The sequence below is a fragment of the Agrobacterium rubi TR3 = NBRC 13261 genome (assembly GCF_000739935.1).
GTDB classification, from domain to species: Bacteria; Pseudomonadota; Alphaproteobacteria; order Rhizobiales; family Rhizobiaceae; genus Agrobacterium; species Agrobacterium rubi.
This window is the reverse complement of sequence record NZ_BBJU01000002.1, coordinates 164508-179896: the sequence shown is the minus strand read 5'-3', so window position 1 is coordinate 179896 and position 15389 is coordinate 164508. Positions and strand designations below refer to the sequence as shown.

The following is a 15389-nucleotide window of genomic DNA, read 5'->3' as shown; positions in this document are numbered from 1 at the left end:
TCTGGAAATCGCCGATAACAGCGCGACTGCTGGACGCGCCGCGTTGCACCGGATCATCATCCAGAACCACGCCCGAGACGCCGGTGACCACGCCATCGGTGCTATCGAGGCCATCGACCTGATGGCGAAACTTGAAGACGATCTGGCCGCTGGCTTCCAGGGCCTTTGCTTTTTTGACGAAGGGTTCCAGAACACCCGGCCCGGTTCCCCAGGTGACATGGAAGCGCGGCACCGAGTTGCCGTGCCCATGGGCATGCGACCCACCGCGCTCTGCCCAGCCGACGACAGGAAACCAGCGCATGCCAAGCCCATGCAGCCAAGCCCGCTTCTCACCCGCCGCAAAATTCAGATAAGCCTCGGCCCACAGGCGCGGCCAATGGTCTTCCGGTCGATCAAAGGCGGCTGACCCCAGCCAGTCCTGCCGGGCGAGATCGAGACTGTCTTTGATGCGCATGAAACGCTGTTCAGGACTATCGACAAAAAACAGCCCGCCCAGCGACCAGAATGCCTGGCCCCCAAGGTTCTGCGCGCCCTCCTGATCGACCACGCAAACCTTTAAGCCCCGCTCCGCAGCCTCGGTTGCAGCGACAAGACCGGCAAGCCCCGCGCCCACGACAACAACATCAAATCGCTCCATCAATCCCTCCCGGTGGATTCGAATTACTTTTACGCGAACGTCAATGGGTTGCAACGGGTGGGATGAGTAACATTTTTGGGTGTGAGGCGGGCAGTTCACGTTCGGAGACTTTGGTATGCCGGGGGCAGTGGGGACACTTGTGGTGTGGCAGGAGGGAACGATGACAGCCGAGTCGTTGATTTTAATGGATAGTGTTGCTTGATGGCTAAGGCCGCGGGTGTGGCTTACCCCCCTCTAGCCTGCCGGCCATCTCCCCCACAGGTGGGGAGATGGCCGGCAGGCTAGAGGGGGGTAAGCGGCATATACTGACCTTTGTATTTTGTGGGTCACCGTACCCTCCGCCCTTGCTCAATGTAGCAGGGCCGCCTCACCCACTAACCTCATGCTGAGGTGGGAGCGAAGCGACCCTCGAAGCATCCGCCGCGCACTCTGCCCCAAGCCCGCAACCCGCGTCCTTCGAGGCCCCTGTGGGGCACCTCAGGATGAGGGTCGCTCTGTTGCGGCCCGCAGCCCAGTACGCTGCACCCAGCGGCCACACCCTCCCAAATCCAATCCTATCAAAAACCCCGGCCAACACTCACGCAAGCTTCGCCGTTCACGCGGCAGCATCTGCCCGTGGTATGACCTTCTCTCAGTGTCCATAACCATTCGCGGCCATGGGTATTCGGACGGGGCGCTGTCAGTTGCCTCGTTGGGTAGTCTATAAAATGGCACCTCGCAGCGCCCCGTTCAGCTCTTTTGGCCGAACAGCGATCCTCTTGCCACGGCTGGCATATCCCGGAGGGCAAGGGGGTCTTGCCGTTGGAACGGTCGGACAAATCAAGGTCCGGCCCTTACCCACCCGGGTGACGGCGGCTTCGTTGCCGAGGCCGTCGCCTGCCAGTTCGGCCACATCTGCCTTCGAGGATGGGAGCGTTCATTCTGACGAAGCGCCCGCAGCCATCGATCCGTTCTCCGCCAGGTGTCACACCCGCCATCCATGGCTTGTGAGTCCCCCGCGATCCGTCCGCGCTGTCTCATCGACAGTACGGGACAGATGCAGCGTGTTCCTGTGTACCGCCTGACTTTCGCTTCAAGCCCCTGCGGTCGCGTTCGACCCGGTGCCGATGAGCTGTCGGTACACCCGGTGGCTGGCGAACTGGACCGCCATGACCCGCCGCAAACCCGAAACGGTGTTTTGCGGCTAAGACCATGCCGGGCCGGTCCGGACATTGGAAAGGCTGCGACAGCCGGTCCGAAACCGCCGCCGCCTTTCTCCCGTCCCACCGGGGAGATCGCTGCTCGACCCCGAGGTTGAAAGGTTCGCGTCACCCTCCCAACCCCAGCGCCGGTCCCGCCTCGCCGCAACGCCTTGCGGTGTATCCGAGGGCGGAACGGAGCAATTGTGCGGGTGATTCGCGCGCCGTGGAGAAAGTTGCGGGGGGATTTTTGGGGTTTTTTGCGGGTTTTTTGGTAAGGGATTGATTTGGTTGGGAAGTATTTTTGTTGCGGGCGGTTTCGGACCGCAGCGACCACCCCAACCTCCGTCACCCCGGACCTGATCCGGGGTCTAGTTGGCGCGCGTCTGCGCGGCGGGAAAAGTCTTTCCAGTCCAAAGACTTGGGCTGACTGGATACCGGCTCAAGGCCGGTATGACGGAAGGAAGATACATCTCAGCGCATTCGTCAGCACTTACGTTCAGAAAACAACTCTTTCACTAAACCGAACAGCAATGGACTTGATCCGGGGTGACAGAGGAGAGGTGGTGCTGTGGGACTGAGAGATTGGAGGGTGAGGCTTACCCCCCTCTGCCTTGCCAGGCATCTCCCCAAAAGGAGGGAGATCGACTCGTGGATGGCAATCGGCCATCTCTGCTGCTGCGGATAGAGTGCCGGGCATGCGGCTTGCCGATCTCCCCACCTGTGGGGGAGATGCCGGCAGGCAGAGGGGGGTGAGCGGCTGGCTCCAGCCTCGGGATAAGATTTGCCGCCCCTTACCGCTCCGTCAGCTTCAGCTCGATCCGTCGGTTCTGCGAACGTGCTTCGGGCGTGTCGCCTTCGGCCAGCGGTTGGTACTCGCCGAAACCGGCGGCCACCAGGCGGTTGGCTGGGACGCCTTTGGAGACGAGGTATTTGACCACCGAGGTGGCGCGGGCTGAGGAGAGTTCCCAGTTGTCGCGGAAGCGGCCGTTGCCGGAGAGTTGGACGTTGTCGGTGTGGCCGTCCACGCGCAGGACCCAGTTGATTTCGGGTGGGATTTCTTTGGCGAGATCGATGATGGCGGCGGCGAGTTTGGCCATTTCGGTTTGGCCGTCGGGGTTCAGATCGTTACCGCCGGAGGGAAACAGGACTTCCGACTGGAACACGAAGCGGTCACCGACAATGCGGATGTTTTCGCGGTCGGACAGGATTTCCCGCAGGCGGCCGAAGAAATCCGAGCGGTAGCGGTTGAGTTCCTGAACCCGCTGGGCCAGCGCCACATTGAGGCGGCGGCCGAGATCGGCGATCTTGACCTGCGATGAGCTGTCCTTTGCCTCGGACGCCTGCAAGGCGGATTCGACCGAAGCGATCTGGGCGCGCAGCGCGGCGATCTGCTGGTTGAGGAGATCGATCTGGGCCGAGGCGCGCGCGCCGGACTGGCGTGCATCTTCCAGTTCACCCGACAATTGGCCGACGCGGGCATTGGCGGCAGAACTGTTGCCAGCGCCTGAATCCAGCAGGGATTGCAGCCGTGAACGCTCGCTTTCCGACACGGCGAGCGTGGATTGCAGGTTGGCCAGCGTATCCTCGATATCCTGCTTGCTGCCCTTTTCCAGCGCCAGCAATTCGGTGAGTTCCGAAATCTGGTTGTTCAGCCGGTTCAGCACCTCATCCTTGCCGGAAATTTCCCGCGAGAGGATGAACTGCGCCAGCACGAAGACCGTGAGCAGGAACATGATGGCCATGAGCAGCGTGGACAAGGCATCCACGAAACCCGGCCAGTAATCGACACTGCGGTCGCGACGGCGGTTGCGCCCAAGCGCCATGATCAATCGCTCCCGTTATCGTGACGGGTGGAGCGGCCGGTGTTTTTCTGTTCGGCATCGATGCGGGCCGACAGCCTGTCCAGCGTGCGGCGCAGGGATTTCGATTCCTCCTGCTGCGCCTCGATCCAGTCACGCAACATCTGCTGTTCGCCGCGCATGTTCTTGACGAGACCCTGAATGCCTTCGGCCAGGCTGGTCATGGCGGCCAGCGACCGTTCGGTGCCGACGGCACCATAGCTGGCGGCCCGGCCCTCACCCGTCACGTCCTTGCCGGGATCGGTCACGGATGACAGCCAGTTTTCAAGCTCGGTGTAAAAGCGGTTCTGGGCGCGACCGGCCTGAAGATCGAGAAAGCCGAGGATGAGCGAGCCGGACAGACCCAGAAGCGACGACGAAAACGCCGTGCCCATGCCGGCCAGCGGCGCGGTGAGCCCTGACTTCAGCGAGGAGAGAATGTCATTGGTATCGCCCGCCGTGGGGTCGAGCCCCTGAATGACGTCGCTGATGGCCGAGATTGTGCCGATCAGACCCCAGAAGGTGCCGAGCAGGCCGAGAAACACCAGAAGGCCGATGAGATAGCGCGAGGTATCGCGCGATTCGTCGAGACGCGTGGCGATGGAATCCAGAAGCGAGCGCTGCGTGACGGTGGACAGGCGCACATCGGCGCGCTTGTCGAGGACCGAACGCATCGGGGCCAGAAGCTTGGGCGCACGCCCGGCCTTGTCCACCGTGCCTGCGGCCTGGAAATTGTTGAACCAGCGCACCTCGGGGCGAAGCGAGAGGATTTGCGTGAACACCAGAATGATGCCGATGACGAGAACGCCGAGAATGAAACCGTTCAGGCCCGGATTGGTCATAAAGGCCGTCTGCGCTTGCCGAAACAGGATGGCAGCAAGGAAGGCAACGATGATGAGGAAGAGGATCATCGTCCACAAAAACGGCGTGGGGCTCGACAGCTTGTGATGATATTCCTTCGTCACCGATCTCTCGACGCCGACATCGAGCCGTTCCGTATCCGCCATAATGCTCATTCCCTCTGGACCTGCCGCAACGCCCGCGCGAACGTGCTGGAAAAGCGGTTCGGCAATGCGTCATCGCGGTTATGCCCGGAAGCTAGTGGAAAATTACGACGAATTGAAGTGAAAAGCCTGATACCACAAGGGTTTTTGCACGGTGTGGTAATCGTGGGGCGCGCAGGGTGGCGTTTGGTGGGGAATACCGGTTGGACGACGGTACCTATCTTCCGTCATCCCGCACTTGATGCGGGATCCAGTGCGATCAAGTCCTTGATCGCAAAAGACTCTTTAGCGCCGCAGACGCGGCGCTGCTGGATTCCGGCTCAAGGCCGGAATGACGGGCAGAGGGTGTATTAACGACCCGGAACCGGGCGATTGACGACTTCGCTGAGCGCCTTGCGGATATATTCGTTACCGGCAATGAGGCTGCCGGTGCCCAAAATGTCCTGTTCGCCCTTCATGTCGCTGACGAAGCCACCGGCCTCACGGATGAGAACGAGGCCTGCAGCGATGTCCCATGGTGCCAGGCCGGTTTCCCAGAAACCATCGAGGCGACCGGCGGCGACATAGGCGAGATCAAGCGAGGCGGCGCCGAAACGGCGCACGCCTGCCACTTCGCCCATGACGTGACGAAGCTCAACCAAGAACTTGCCGTGATCGCCACGACCCAGATGCGGAACGCCGCAGGACACGACGCAATCGGTGATCTGCTTGCGGGCGGCGACGCGAATGCGGCGGTCGTTGAGGAACGCGCCGCTGCCGCGCTCGGCGGTGTAAAGCTCGTCTGTCGCAGGGTTGAAGATCACACCGGCAACGATTTCGCCGTTACGCTCCAGCGCGATGGACACGGCAAACTGCGGAATGCCGTGCAGGAAGTTGGTGGTGCCGTCCAAGGGATCGACGATCCAGCGATGCGCGCCGTCGGACCCCTTTTCCTCGCCGCCTTCTTCACCCAGGAAGTCGTAGGTCGGGCGGGCCTTCATCAGCTCGTCATGGACGATCTTTTCGGCCTTCAGGTCGGCCTGCGAGACGAAATCGCCGGGGCCCTTGACCGAGACCTGCAGGTTCTGCACTTCACCGAAGTCACGCGACAGCGATTTTCCGGCCTTGAGGGCGGCCTGAACCATGACATTGAGAAGGGCTGAACGGGCCATGACGATGTTCCTGAAAGGTGGCTGAACCTGCTAGCCGAAATGTCCGACAGGCACGCAAATGCGGTTTCTGATTGAAAGTTTGCGGTTCAAGACCACAAAACGCGCTGGAATTCAAGGTAAAAAGCCGAAAGCCCGGACGGGCTCAGGCCGGACGGAAACGGTTTGCCGCCTCGATGGCCTGCTTCTGCTGGTCCTCTTCGATGCCGAGATAGAAATCCTCCAGGCTGGCATCCTTGAGGCCCGCCCGGCGCGACAGAACGTACCATTTGGCCGCCTCTACGGGATCGGGCTTGGTGCCAAGCGCCTGAATATAGAGATGGGCGACCTTGTTCTGGGCCACGACATTGCCACGCTGGGCAGCACCATAGAGCCAGCGGAAGCCTTCCTCCAGATTGCGCTCGCCCCCCACGCCATTGACCAACCAGACGCCGAGATCGACCTGGGCCGTGTCGAAGCCGGCCTTTGCCGCCCGCATCAGCCAGTCGCGGGCCTTGGCCTTTTTATCGGCGGGGATATCCTTGAGGTTCCAGTAGATTTGCGACACGGCATATTGCGCGTCGGCGATGCCCTTTTCGGCGGATTTTTCGTAAAATGGCAGGGCGGCATGCAGGCCGTTGGGTCCGGGCGTCTGCGACACGAGGATCTGCGCCCAGTTGAATTCGGCTTCGCCGTTGCCCGCTTGCGCGGCGCGTTGCATATAGTCGTCGGCAAGCTTTTTGTCGTGCTTGACGATTTTGCCTTCCATCAGCAACAGGGCGTATTTGAACATGGCGACGGGGTCACCGCCCTTGGCCGCCTGCTCGTACCAGAAGGCGGCGGTCTTTTCGTCGCGGGCAATGCCGAAGCCACGCGACATCATTTCGGCAACGAGTGTCTGAGCGGCGGCGTCACCCGTCTGGGCGCGGGTGAGAGCCTTGGAGAGCGCCTGAACATATTCGCCGCGCTGGTAGTGGCCAAAGGCCTCATCGACCTTGCCGAGGAATTTCTTTTCCGGCGGAAGGGCTGGCAATGCGGCCCCCATGCGCTGATAGACATTCACGCCTTCGGACGGCTGCAAATCCTTCTGGTCGCTGGTGCCGACGCGACCCTTGCGGATCGGTTCGGCATTCACATCGGAGGGACGCGACAGAACCTCGGGGCCATCGGGCTTGGCGGGGCCGAAATCCGTGTCCTCATCCGTGGGCGTCACATCAGGCTGCGGCGCGTTCGCTCCCACTCCCGGCAAAAGCTCGGGCTGGGGCTGTGCCGGGGTTGGGTCCTGCGCAAAAACGGCCTGCGGAATCAAGGCGCAAGCCAGGGCAAGAGCCGACACGGACAGACGAAAACGAAGCAAACGAGCGATCATCGCCTGTATCAACCGCCAAACCGTGGCGCTTTTTCGTCAAGCAGCGCATTCGCTTCAGCAACGGCCTGAGCTGCACCGCCCGCGTGGCCGAATACCGCCTCGCGAAGCGCCACGAATTCGACACCGCTTTCGGCAACAGCCACGACAGATGCAACATCGGAACCGCCCATGACGACGGCGGGGATTTCGATCATGGAGGCCCACCATTCGCCCAGTGCCATGTTCTTGGGGTGCGCTTCCGGCTTGATATCGCCTTCCAGCTTGCCGAAGAACATATAGTCCGGGTTGCTCTCGCCCTGCTCCAGCGCCTTGTGGCGATCATCGGCATTGCCGCCGCCAACGATGAGTTTGGGCGAGAAATTCTCGACAGCTTCCGAAAGCGCCTCGGCACCACCCGTCACATGCAGGCCATCGGCCTTGACCCGGCTTGCGACGCGGCTGTCGCCGGCGATCAAGGCTGCCGCACCGGCTTCCTGAACGATGCCGACCAAGGTTTCCGCCAGCTTCTGGAAGGTCGCGTCGTCGAGGTCATATTGCGGAATGATGACGGAGGCGACATCACCGCCGCGCAGCGCATCTTCCAGCGTCTTGGCCTGATGGGCGGCATCGTCATGGGCCGGAACGATCAGAACGAGTCGGCAGCGGTCTTCGGGTGCAGTCATCGGTTTTTCCATTTTCCGCAGACAGGACGCTTCCTGCGTTATCTGCACTCGTTTTCATGTCATACTTCCGATAAACCGGACAGGCGAAAGGATCAACCGTCCATCCATGCTGCCCGATTTCCAATTTTTCCTCGTCGCCATCCCCGCAGTCATCCTCGTCGGCCTGTCAAAGGGCGGGCTGGGCGGCGCTTTGGCATTGATGGGCGTGCCGCTGATGGCGCTGGCCGTGCCACCGGTGCAGGCGGCCGCGATCTTTCTGCCGATCCTGATTGCCATGGATCTGGTGGCGCTGTGGGCTTGGCGGCACCACAACCACCGCGAAACACTTCTGATCCTGCTGCCGGGTGCCTTCATCGGCATCGCTGTGGGATGGGCGACCTCGGCGATTATCTCACCCGATACGATGCGGCTGGTGCTGGCCATCGTCACCATCATCTTCGTTGCCCAATATTTTTACGAACGCTTCGTCGTCGGGCCCAAAGTAGAGGTGGTGGCAAAACCGCAGAACCGCGCCAAGGCGACGCTCTGGGGGTCGTTTTCCGGCTATTGCAGCTTCGTGGCACATGCCGGAGGCCCGCCGTTTCAGATTTACGTGATGCCGCTGAAGCTGGACCCGAAAAGCTATACCGGCCTTTCCGTGCGCTTCTTTGCCATCGTCAACGCCATCAAGCTCGTGTCCTATTTTGCACTGGAAGCGCTCGATACCACCAACCTTATCGCGTCTTTCACGCTGCTGCCGGTGGCCATTGTCTCGACCATGCTAGGCGCGCGGGTGGTGCGATATCTGAAACCGGCGGTGTTTTATCCGCTGATGTACACGATGGTTTTGCTGGCGGCCCTGAAACTGCTGTGGGACGCGCTGTCCTGACGAGGCCAACAAAAGGCCCTGATCGCGAGAGCAATCAGAGCCGGGCTTTCAGGCTGCGACGTAAACGATACTGACGTCAGGCAACAAAGATATTGGAAATTTAATGCTTCGTGGAGGCTTGCAGCCTCTGCATTTCATCCTTCAGGCGCAGTTTTTTGCGTTTCAGATCCACAATCTGCCGATCATCTGAGGAGGGGGAAGCGAGAACAGTTTCGAGCTCCTCCTCAAGAGCACCGTGTTTCTTTTCCAGCGATGCTATATGAGCCTGAATGGTCATGCGGCATGTCCTTCCTTGTTGAACCTACCTCCAGCGCTCCATCGCTGGAGTTTCAGGTTTACGACACCAATGTGACATGGAACGCCTTCCTTGTCGAAGGAGAAATCAAGGCAATATCTGGGCAAAATGCTGATACGGGAAACTTCCCGTTACCGTCATTTGGTGGTACAGGCACCAAGACCGACAACAAAATGGCCGGATGGCGGTCCGGTTGTACCATATGGGGAAGACAAGAGATGCCCGATCAGGATCAGGCCGACGTTCGGCTGGTGCTTGCGCGACTTCGCCAGGAGCACGAAGATTACGATGCGGCGATCAACGCCATGATCCAGACCAACTGCGAAGCCTTGCGCATTCAGCGGATGAAGAAGAAGAAGCTGGTCATCAAGGACAAGATGACCCAGATCGAAGACCAGATTATCCCCGACATCATTGCCTGATACGGAGAGACCGTTGAGCACAGAGACACCGCCCGTCGCCATCATCATGGGAAGCCAGTCCGACTGGGAAACCATGAAAAACGCAGCCGATACGCTGGATGCGCTGGATGTGGAATATGAAGCCCGCATCATTTCCGCCCACCGCACGCCCGAGCGCATGTTCAGCTTCGCCAGCGGCGCGCGTGACGAAGGCTTCAAGGTCATCATCGCCGGTGCCGGTGGTGCGGCCCATCTGCCGGGCATGACAGCAGCGCTGACGCCGCTTCCGGTGTTCGGTGTTCCCGTGCAGTCAAAAACCATGTCGGGACAGGACAGTCTCTATTCCATCGTCCAGATGCCCGCCGGCATTCCCGTCGGCACGCTGGCCATCGGCCGTGCCGGTGCCATCAACGCAGCCCTTCTGGCGGCTGCCGTTCTGGCGCTGTCCGACGAGGATCTCGCCGACCGGCTCGACGAGTACCGCGCCCGCCAGACGGCGGCGATTGCTGAATACCCCATGGACACCCCGCAATGACCTTGGCAGTGACCGGAAAAATCGGAACCATCGGCATTATCGGTGGCGGTCAGCTTGCCCGTATGCTGGCGATGGCCGCAGCAAGGCTGAACTTCCGCACCATCGTTCTGGAACCGCAGGCCGACTGTCCGGCAGCGCAGGTCTGCAACCGCCAGATCGTTGCCGCCTATGACGACGAGAAGGCACTGGCCGAACTCGCCAATGTCTGTGACGTCGTAACATACGAATTCGAAAACGTGCCGGTTGTGGCAGCGCAGACGCTGGCCGCTTCCGTTCCCGTCTACCCGCCACCGCAGGCGCTCAGCGCCTCGCAGGACCGGTTGACCGAAAAACGCTTCCTCAATGACTGCGGCATTCCAACCGCCGATTTCCGACAGGTGGACGACCAGGCGAGCCTGGAAGCAGCCCTTTCCGATTTCGGTGGCAAGGGCGTGCTGAAGACGCGGCGCATGGGCTATGACGGCAAGGGCCAGCGTGTGTTCAAGGGTGGCGAAGACCTGACCGGCGCTTTCGACGCGTTGGGTGGCGTAGCGCTTATTCTCGAAAGCTTCGTGCCGTTCGAGCGCGAAATCTCGATCATCGCCGCGCGTTTTCTGGATGGCACCGTTACCTGCTACGACCCGGCCGAGAACGTCCATCTGAGCGGCATTCTCCACACCTCGACCGTTCCGGCACAACTTTCTGACGCCGCGACAACCGTTGCGGTGGAATCAGCCGAAAAGCTGTTGGCAGCCCTCGATTATATCGGCGTCGTCGGCATCGAATTCTTCGTGCTGCCGGATGGATCGCTGGTGGCCAATGAAATGGCCCCGCGCGTGCACAACACCGGCCACTGGACGGAAGCGGCCTGCGTCATCTCGCAGTTCGAGCAGCATATTCGCGCCATTGCAGGGCTTGCCCCCGGCTCCACTGAGCGACATTGCGACTGCGTGATGACCAATCTGATTGGTGACGACATCAACGCCGTGCCGCAATGGCTGGCGAAAAACGATTGCCTCGTGCACCTTTACGGCAAGACCGAAGCGCGGGCGGGCCGCAAGATGGGCCATGTCACCGAGGTATTGAACCCCGGAAAACCAAGTCTTTCCCGGCAAAATACGCCTTAGCGTGTTGACAGGCTGGGACTGACGGGGTATTTGCCTGCCAACCGAAAAAAGCGCGCCCTCGTAGCGCGTTTTTGATTGTTTATATATGCGTGGCAAGAAGCGTCACGCCAAACTGCGGACCAGAAAAATGAAAATCAAGAACTCGCTCAAAGCGCTTAAGGCCCGTCACCGCGATAACCGTCTGGTTCGCCGCAAGGGCCGCGTCTACATCATCAACAAGATGAACCCGCGTTTCAAGGCTCGTCAGGGCTGATTACCGGTTGCATGCGTGTCCGCCCGGTCGAGGCGGATCACATTGTTGATAGACTACAGAATTTAATTCCATAATTGGCGCAGGCGGATTACTTTAACCGCATGCGCCAATTTCGTTTTCAGACCAGCCTTGCCGTTGCCATCGGATTTCTGACCCTCGGCCCCCTGCCATCAGGCCTTGTGTCCGCAGCCTTGGCTGCCGAACCGGCAAGCAGCGCGCCTGCGCCACAGACGGCGGTTGCGCCGGACACAGCGCCGAAAACCTCCATCGACAATCTGTTTTCCAGCTTGAAGAAAGAGCGCGACGCCCAGAAGGCCCGCGTCATCGCCAACGAGATCGTCGGCGAGTGGAATGATTCCGGCAGCGCCACCATCAACCTGCTGATGACGTGGTCGGAAGAGGCGGCAGAGAAAAAGCGCAAGGCAGCAGCTTACGACTTTCTAGATCAGGCAATCTATCTCGAGCCCGACTTTGCGCAGGCGTGGTACCGCCGCGCGCTGGTGCATTATTCCGATGGCGATACCCGCAAGGCGATGTCGGACCTCAACAGCACGCTGGAAAAAGAGCCGCGCTTTTTCCCGGCGCTGGCCAGCCTTGCCAATATTCTTGAAAGCACCGAGCGCAACGAACTGGCGCTGAAGGTGTGGGAGCAATATCTGGCGCTCTACCCCGCCGACAAGGATGCCCAGAAGGAAGCCAGCGAGCTGACGGAAAAGCTTGCGGGAACGCGCAGTTAAAGGCGTTCCTTACGCCACGCCGATGCGCAGCAGATCGTGGAAGTGAACAAGGCCGATGGGGCGGTTGTCGTCATCCACCACAATGAGCGCACCGATATGGTGCTTCTCAAGGGTCGCGAGCGCTGCCGTTGCCAGCACGTTTTTCTTTACAACCTTTGGAGCCGTCGTCATCACGTCATCGACGCTGAGTTCGGACAGGTTGCGGGTGAGATTACGCGCCATGTCGCCTTCGGTGACGATACCGCACAGACGGCCATCCTGATCCAAAACCGCCACGCAGCCGAAATGCTTTCGCGCCAGAATGCCGACGGCTTCCGGCATGGACGTCCCCTTGGGAACCAGCGGCAGACGTTCGCCGGTGTGCATGATATCGCCGACGAGCGTCAGCGATGCACCGAGCTTGCCGCCTGGGTGAAACACACGGAAATCGCCAGCGGTGAAGCTGCGCGCTTCCAGAAGTGCGATGGCCAAGGCATCGCCCAGCGCCAGTTGCATCATGGTCGAGGTCGTCGGTGCCAGCCCATGCGGGCAGGCTTCCTGCTCATCGGGAATGAGAAGCACGATATCGGATGCTTTGGCGAGCGAGCCCTGCTGCGTGCAGGTCATCGCGATCAGCGGAATGGAGAAGCGTCTGGTATAATTGATGATGCTGCGAAGCTCGGCACTCTCGCCACCCTTGGAAATGGCCAGCACCACATCATTGCCGCCGATCATGCCCAGATCGCCATGGTTGGCTTCCGCCGCATGGACGAAGAAGGCAGGCGTTCCCGTGGAAGCGAAGGTGGCGGCGAGCTTGGAGCCGATATGGCCGCTCTTGCCCACGCCGGTGATGATGAGCCGCCCGCCCGACTTGCCGATCGCGTCGATGGCGCGGCAGAACTCGGCGCCCAACGCCCCCTGAAGCGCGCCTTCCAGCGCCGACAAACCATTCTTTTCAATGAAAATGGTTCTCAAGGCCGATTCGACGGCGTGATTTTCCACCAGTGTGACAGCTCTCGTAATCATGGCCGACTGATACTCTTTTCAGCAAATCATGTCTATTGGCCAATCGCGACGATGTGACCATAAAAGGTAACAGGCTTTTGGGCCGATGCGCCCGCCTCAGCGCGTCATTTTCTTCTTGCCGACAGATAGATCAGCGGGGCATTCACCCGCGTGATGCGCGTCGACCGTGAAGGTCTGCCCCTCTTCTTGCCCCGTCTTGCCGGTGAACACGGTCGTGGACTGAAACCTGTACTCTCGTTGGAAATCACCCGAAAACTCCACGAGAAGCTTTACCTTGCCGGTCAGGCCGGACTCGCAATAGGCAAAAACCGTTTCGCCATCTGCGGTCTTTTCCGTGTGGGCGACCTGGCACTCGCTGGCAAAATTGTCCCAGACATCGGTGTCGATGAAATTGTCCTTGCTGTCGCCGACGCAGGCCGACCAGTTCGCGAAGGGATTGTCCTTCGATGTGATCACCCAAAGCCCCGCCTTGCGCGATGGCAAATCCGAAGCCGCGGCAATGCCGGCGGGTAGCAAGGCCATGATGGTGAGAGCGACGCATCGCGACATATGTTTCACTTTTCTCTCATCCTCTGCTGATGCGACACCCATTCCGCGGCTTCTAGCAGCGCTTTGACCTGTTGTCGAAGGCGGTTTCGTCTCTCCCATGTTTTCACGGATCGTTAACCATAAAATAACCCGGCGCGGGCAACATGGCGGTTCAACGACGCGTTGCCGAGCGCAAATTCTGCAAAGAAAACCATAGACTTATCGCTTAATTCTATGAGGGACATTGCAGCATTTGCGTTTCGCTGAATTCGAACAGGCCCGGGTAGAAACATAGAATGGTTTACGAGAGCACCGCAAAACGTCTGGTGACGTGGCGGACGGCAGCCGCAACGCTGCTGGCGTGCACCGTGCTGTGCCCGGCCTCTGCAAGCTTTGCCCAATCTCCCACCACCCAGCCAGCGGCGGCGACATCGCTTCGCACGCTGACCAGTGCCGATCCCAATATCGGCCAGAACGATCTCTCCGTCGTCGATCCTGAGAGTGCGGCGCGTGACGATGCGCGAACGGCAGCCGCGACCTCTACCGACACCGTCACCACCGGCAGCCTTCGCGCCTCTTCTGCGCCCGGCGAGACCATTTCCGAGCCGCCGGACGAAGCAACGGTGGTCTACGAGGAACCGCAAAACCCCTACGAGCCAACCGTTGATGGTGGCGAAAACAGACAAGTCGATGACGGCCAGCCGCCGGGCATTCGCATCGGCACGATGACGCTGCGCCCCTCCATCAGCCAGTCGCTGAATCACGAAAACAAGACCTTTCCCGGCGGTTCGAGCAGCCGCAATTATCTGACGACCGGCATTCGCGGCACGCTGACCAGCGACTGGTCGCGACACGCACTGACCATTACCGGCGACGGCGCCTATCAGCGCAATCTGGGCGGCGGGAGCGCGGGCGAAGAGCCGAGCGCCAATATCGGCGCCGATCTGCGCCTTGATCTGGGCGATGGAACGCAGGCCAATCTGACCGCCGGTTATGCCTTCAGCCGCGAAGATACCAGTGATCCCAACGCCGTATCCGGGGCCTCCGTGCAGGGCGGCGAACACGTGTTTACCGGCGGCGCATCTGTTGAGCGCAATGTCGGAATCTTGAAGGCGCTGGCCGCCCTCGACCTATCGCGCACCATCTATACCGACGCCAAGGGCGTCAACGGTCAGGCCATCAGCCTCAGCGACCGGGATCGCTACGGCGCAGGCCTTCGTGCCCGTGTGGGATATGAACTATCGCCAGCGCTGGTTCCCTTTCTGGAAGCGACGGCGGGGCTGACCAATTACGATCAGACACGCGACAACACCGGCTATGAGCGCTCCTCGCAAAGCTACGGCGCAAAGGTCGGCACACAGATCGATCTGGGTGAAAAGCTGCGTGGGGAAGCCGCCATCGGCTATCTGCGCAAGGAATATGACGACAGCCGCCTGTCGGCGGTCAACGCCATGTCGCTTGACGGCAACGTCGTCTGGTCGCCGCAACGGGGCACGAATGTGAGCCTTGGCCTGCGAACGACGATCGAAGATTTTGCAGGTGGCGCGCAGGGTGGCTGGGTATCGCGCGAGCTGATTGCAGGCCTGACGCAGCAATTGCGCAGCGATCTCGTCGCGCGATTGACGGCCGGTCTGGAGCGGCGAAGCTATCTCACCTCTTCTCTGCGGGACGAAACCGAATATCTCGTCGGTGCCGGACTGACCTGGAGCATCAACCGCTATCTCGATTTCACCACCGACATCAGCTACGAGACGACGCCAGTGACCGACAACAGCACATGGCGCATCGGCGCGGGCTTGACGCTGAAGCGGTAGACAAAAAAATCCCGGCACGAAGGCCGGGA

16 protein-coding genes are annotated in these 15389 nt (G+C 60.5%); 7 read left to right on the top strand and 9 right to left on the bottom strand.

The features are described from left to right. The 6 genes from RRU01S_RS01290 to RRU01S_RS01265 all read right to left on the bottom strand — a co-directional run. On the bottom strand, positions 1-637 hold a 637-nt coding region (locus RRU01S_RS01290), incomplete at its 3' end, for an FAD-binding protein (protein ID WP_045228421.1). Positions 638-2609: 1972 nt separating this feature from the next. After that, complete coding sequence (locus tag RRU01S_RS01285) at positions 2610-3641, bottom strand: peptidoglycan -binding protein (protein ID WP_045228420.1); 1032 nt, start codon at positions 3639-3641, stop codon at positions 2610-2612. A gap of 2 nt (positions 3642-3643) precedes the next feature. Next, positions 3644-4663 carry a hypothetical protein gene (locus tag RRU01S_RS01280; protein WP_045228446.1) on the bottom strand — a complete coding sequence of 340 codons (1020 nt, stop codon included), beginning with the start codon at positions 4661-4663 and terminating at the stop codon, positions 3644-3646. Between the two features lie 347 nt (positions 4664-5010). Next, entirely contained in the window at positions 5011-5811 is an 801-nt protein-coding gene (locus RRU01S_RS01275) for an inositol monophosphatase family protein (protein WP_045228419.1), read from the bottom strand. Positions 5812-5953: 142 nt separating this feature from the next. After that, positions 5954-7168, bottom strand: coding sequence for a tetratricopeptide repeat protein (locus tag RRU01S_RS01270; RefSeq protein WP_412674261.1), 1215 nt, complete (start codon positions 7166-7168; stop codon positions 5954-5956). Further along, positions 7165-7818: a thiamine phosphate synthase gene (locus RRU01S_RS01265; RefSeq protein ID WP_045228444.1), complete on the bottom strand. Its 654-nt coding sequence runs from the start codon at positions 7816-7818 to the stop codon at positions 7165-7167. Before RRU01S_RS01265 ends, RRU01S_RS01270 begins: the two co-directional genes overlap by 4 nt. 106 nt (positions 7819-7924) lie before the next feature. Here RRU01S_RS01265 and RRU01S_RS01260 point away from each other — a divergent pair, with 106 nt between their 5' ends. Beyond that, complete coding sequence (locus tag RRU01S_RS01260) at positions 7925-8686, top strand: sulfite exporter TauE/SafE family protein (protein ID WP_045228418.1); 762 nt, start codon at positions 7925-7927, stop codon at positions 8684-8686. A gap of 100 nt (positions 8687-8786) precedes the next feature. Here the strand turns inward: RRU01S_RS01260 and RRU01S_RS25180 are convergent, their stop codons facing one another. Further along, complete coding sequence (locus RRU01S_RS25180) at positions 8787-8963, bottom strand: YdcH family protein (protein WP_042617567.1); 177 nt, start codon at positions 8961-8963, stop codon at positions 8787-8789. Between the two features lie 236 nt (positions 8964-9199). Here RRU01S_RS25180 and RRU01S_RS01250 point away from each other — a divergent pair, with 236 nt between their 5' ends. The 5 genes from RRU01S_RS01250 (at position 9200) to RRU01S_RS01230 (ending at position 12013) form a co-directional block, all read left to right on the top strand. After that, positions 9200-9403, top strand: coding sequence for a YdcH family protein (locus RRU01S_RS01250; RefSeq protein WP_045228443.1), 204 nt, complete (start codon positions 9200-9202; stop codon positions 9401-9403). Positions 9404-9449: 46 nt separating this feature from the next. After that, a complete protein-coding gene (purE, locus tag RRU01S_RS01245; RefSeq protein ID WP_045228442.1) occupies positions 9450-9917 on the top strand; it encodes a 5-(carboxyamino)imidazole ribonucleotide mutase in 468 nt (155 codons plus the stop codon). After that, a complete protein-coding gene (locus RRU01S_RS01240) occupies positions 9914-11023 on the top strand; it encodes a 5-(carboxyamino)imidazole ribonucleotide synthase (RefSeq protein ID WP_045228417.1) in 1110 nt (369 codons plus the stop codon). Before purE ends, RRU01S_RS01240 begins: the two co-directional genes overlap by 4 nt. 127 nt (positions 11024-11150) lie before the next feature. After that, positions 11151-11276, top strand: a complete 126-nt coding sequence (gene ykgO / locus RRU01S_RS01235) for a type B 50S ribosomal protein L36 (RefSeq protein WP_007607121.1) — start codon at positions 11151-11153, stop codon at positions 11274-11276. A gap of 101 nt (positions 11277-11377) precedes the next feature. After that, complete coding sequence (locus RRU01S_RS01230) at positions 11378-12013, top strand: tetratricopeptide repeat protein (RefSeq protein ID WP_045228416.1); 636 nt, start codon at positions 11378-11380, stop codon at positions 12011-12013. Between the two features lie 9 nt (positions 12014-12022). On the opposite strand, the gene RRU01S_RS01225 is transcribed toward RRU01S_RS01230, so the two are convergent. Beyond that, entirely contained in the window at positions 12023-13018 is a 996-nt protein-coding gene (locus RRU01S_RS01225) for a KpsF/GutQ family sugar-phosphate isomerase (protein WP_045228415.1), read from the bottom strand. Positions 13019-13114: 96 nt separating this feature from the next. Continuing rightward, a complete protein-coding gene (locus tag RRU01S_RS01220) occupies positions 13115-13609 on the bottom strand; it encodes a hypothetical protein (RefSeq protein WP_045228414.1) in 495 nt (164 codons plus the stop codon). Positions 13610-13842: 233 nt separating this feature from the next. On the opposite strand from RRU01S_RS01220, the gene RRU01S_RS01215 reads away from it, so the two are divergent. Further along, complete coding sequence (locus RRU01S_RS01215; protein ID WP_045228413.1) at positions 13843-15360, top strand: surface lipoprotein assembly modifier; 1518 nt, start codon at positions 13843-13845, stop codon at positions 15358-15360. Positions 15361-15389 lie beyond the last annotated feature (29 nt).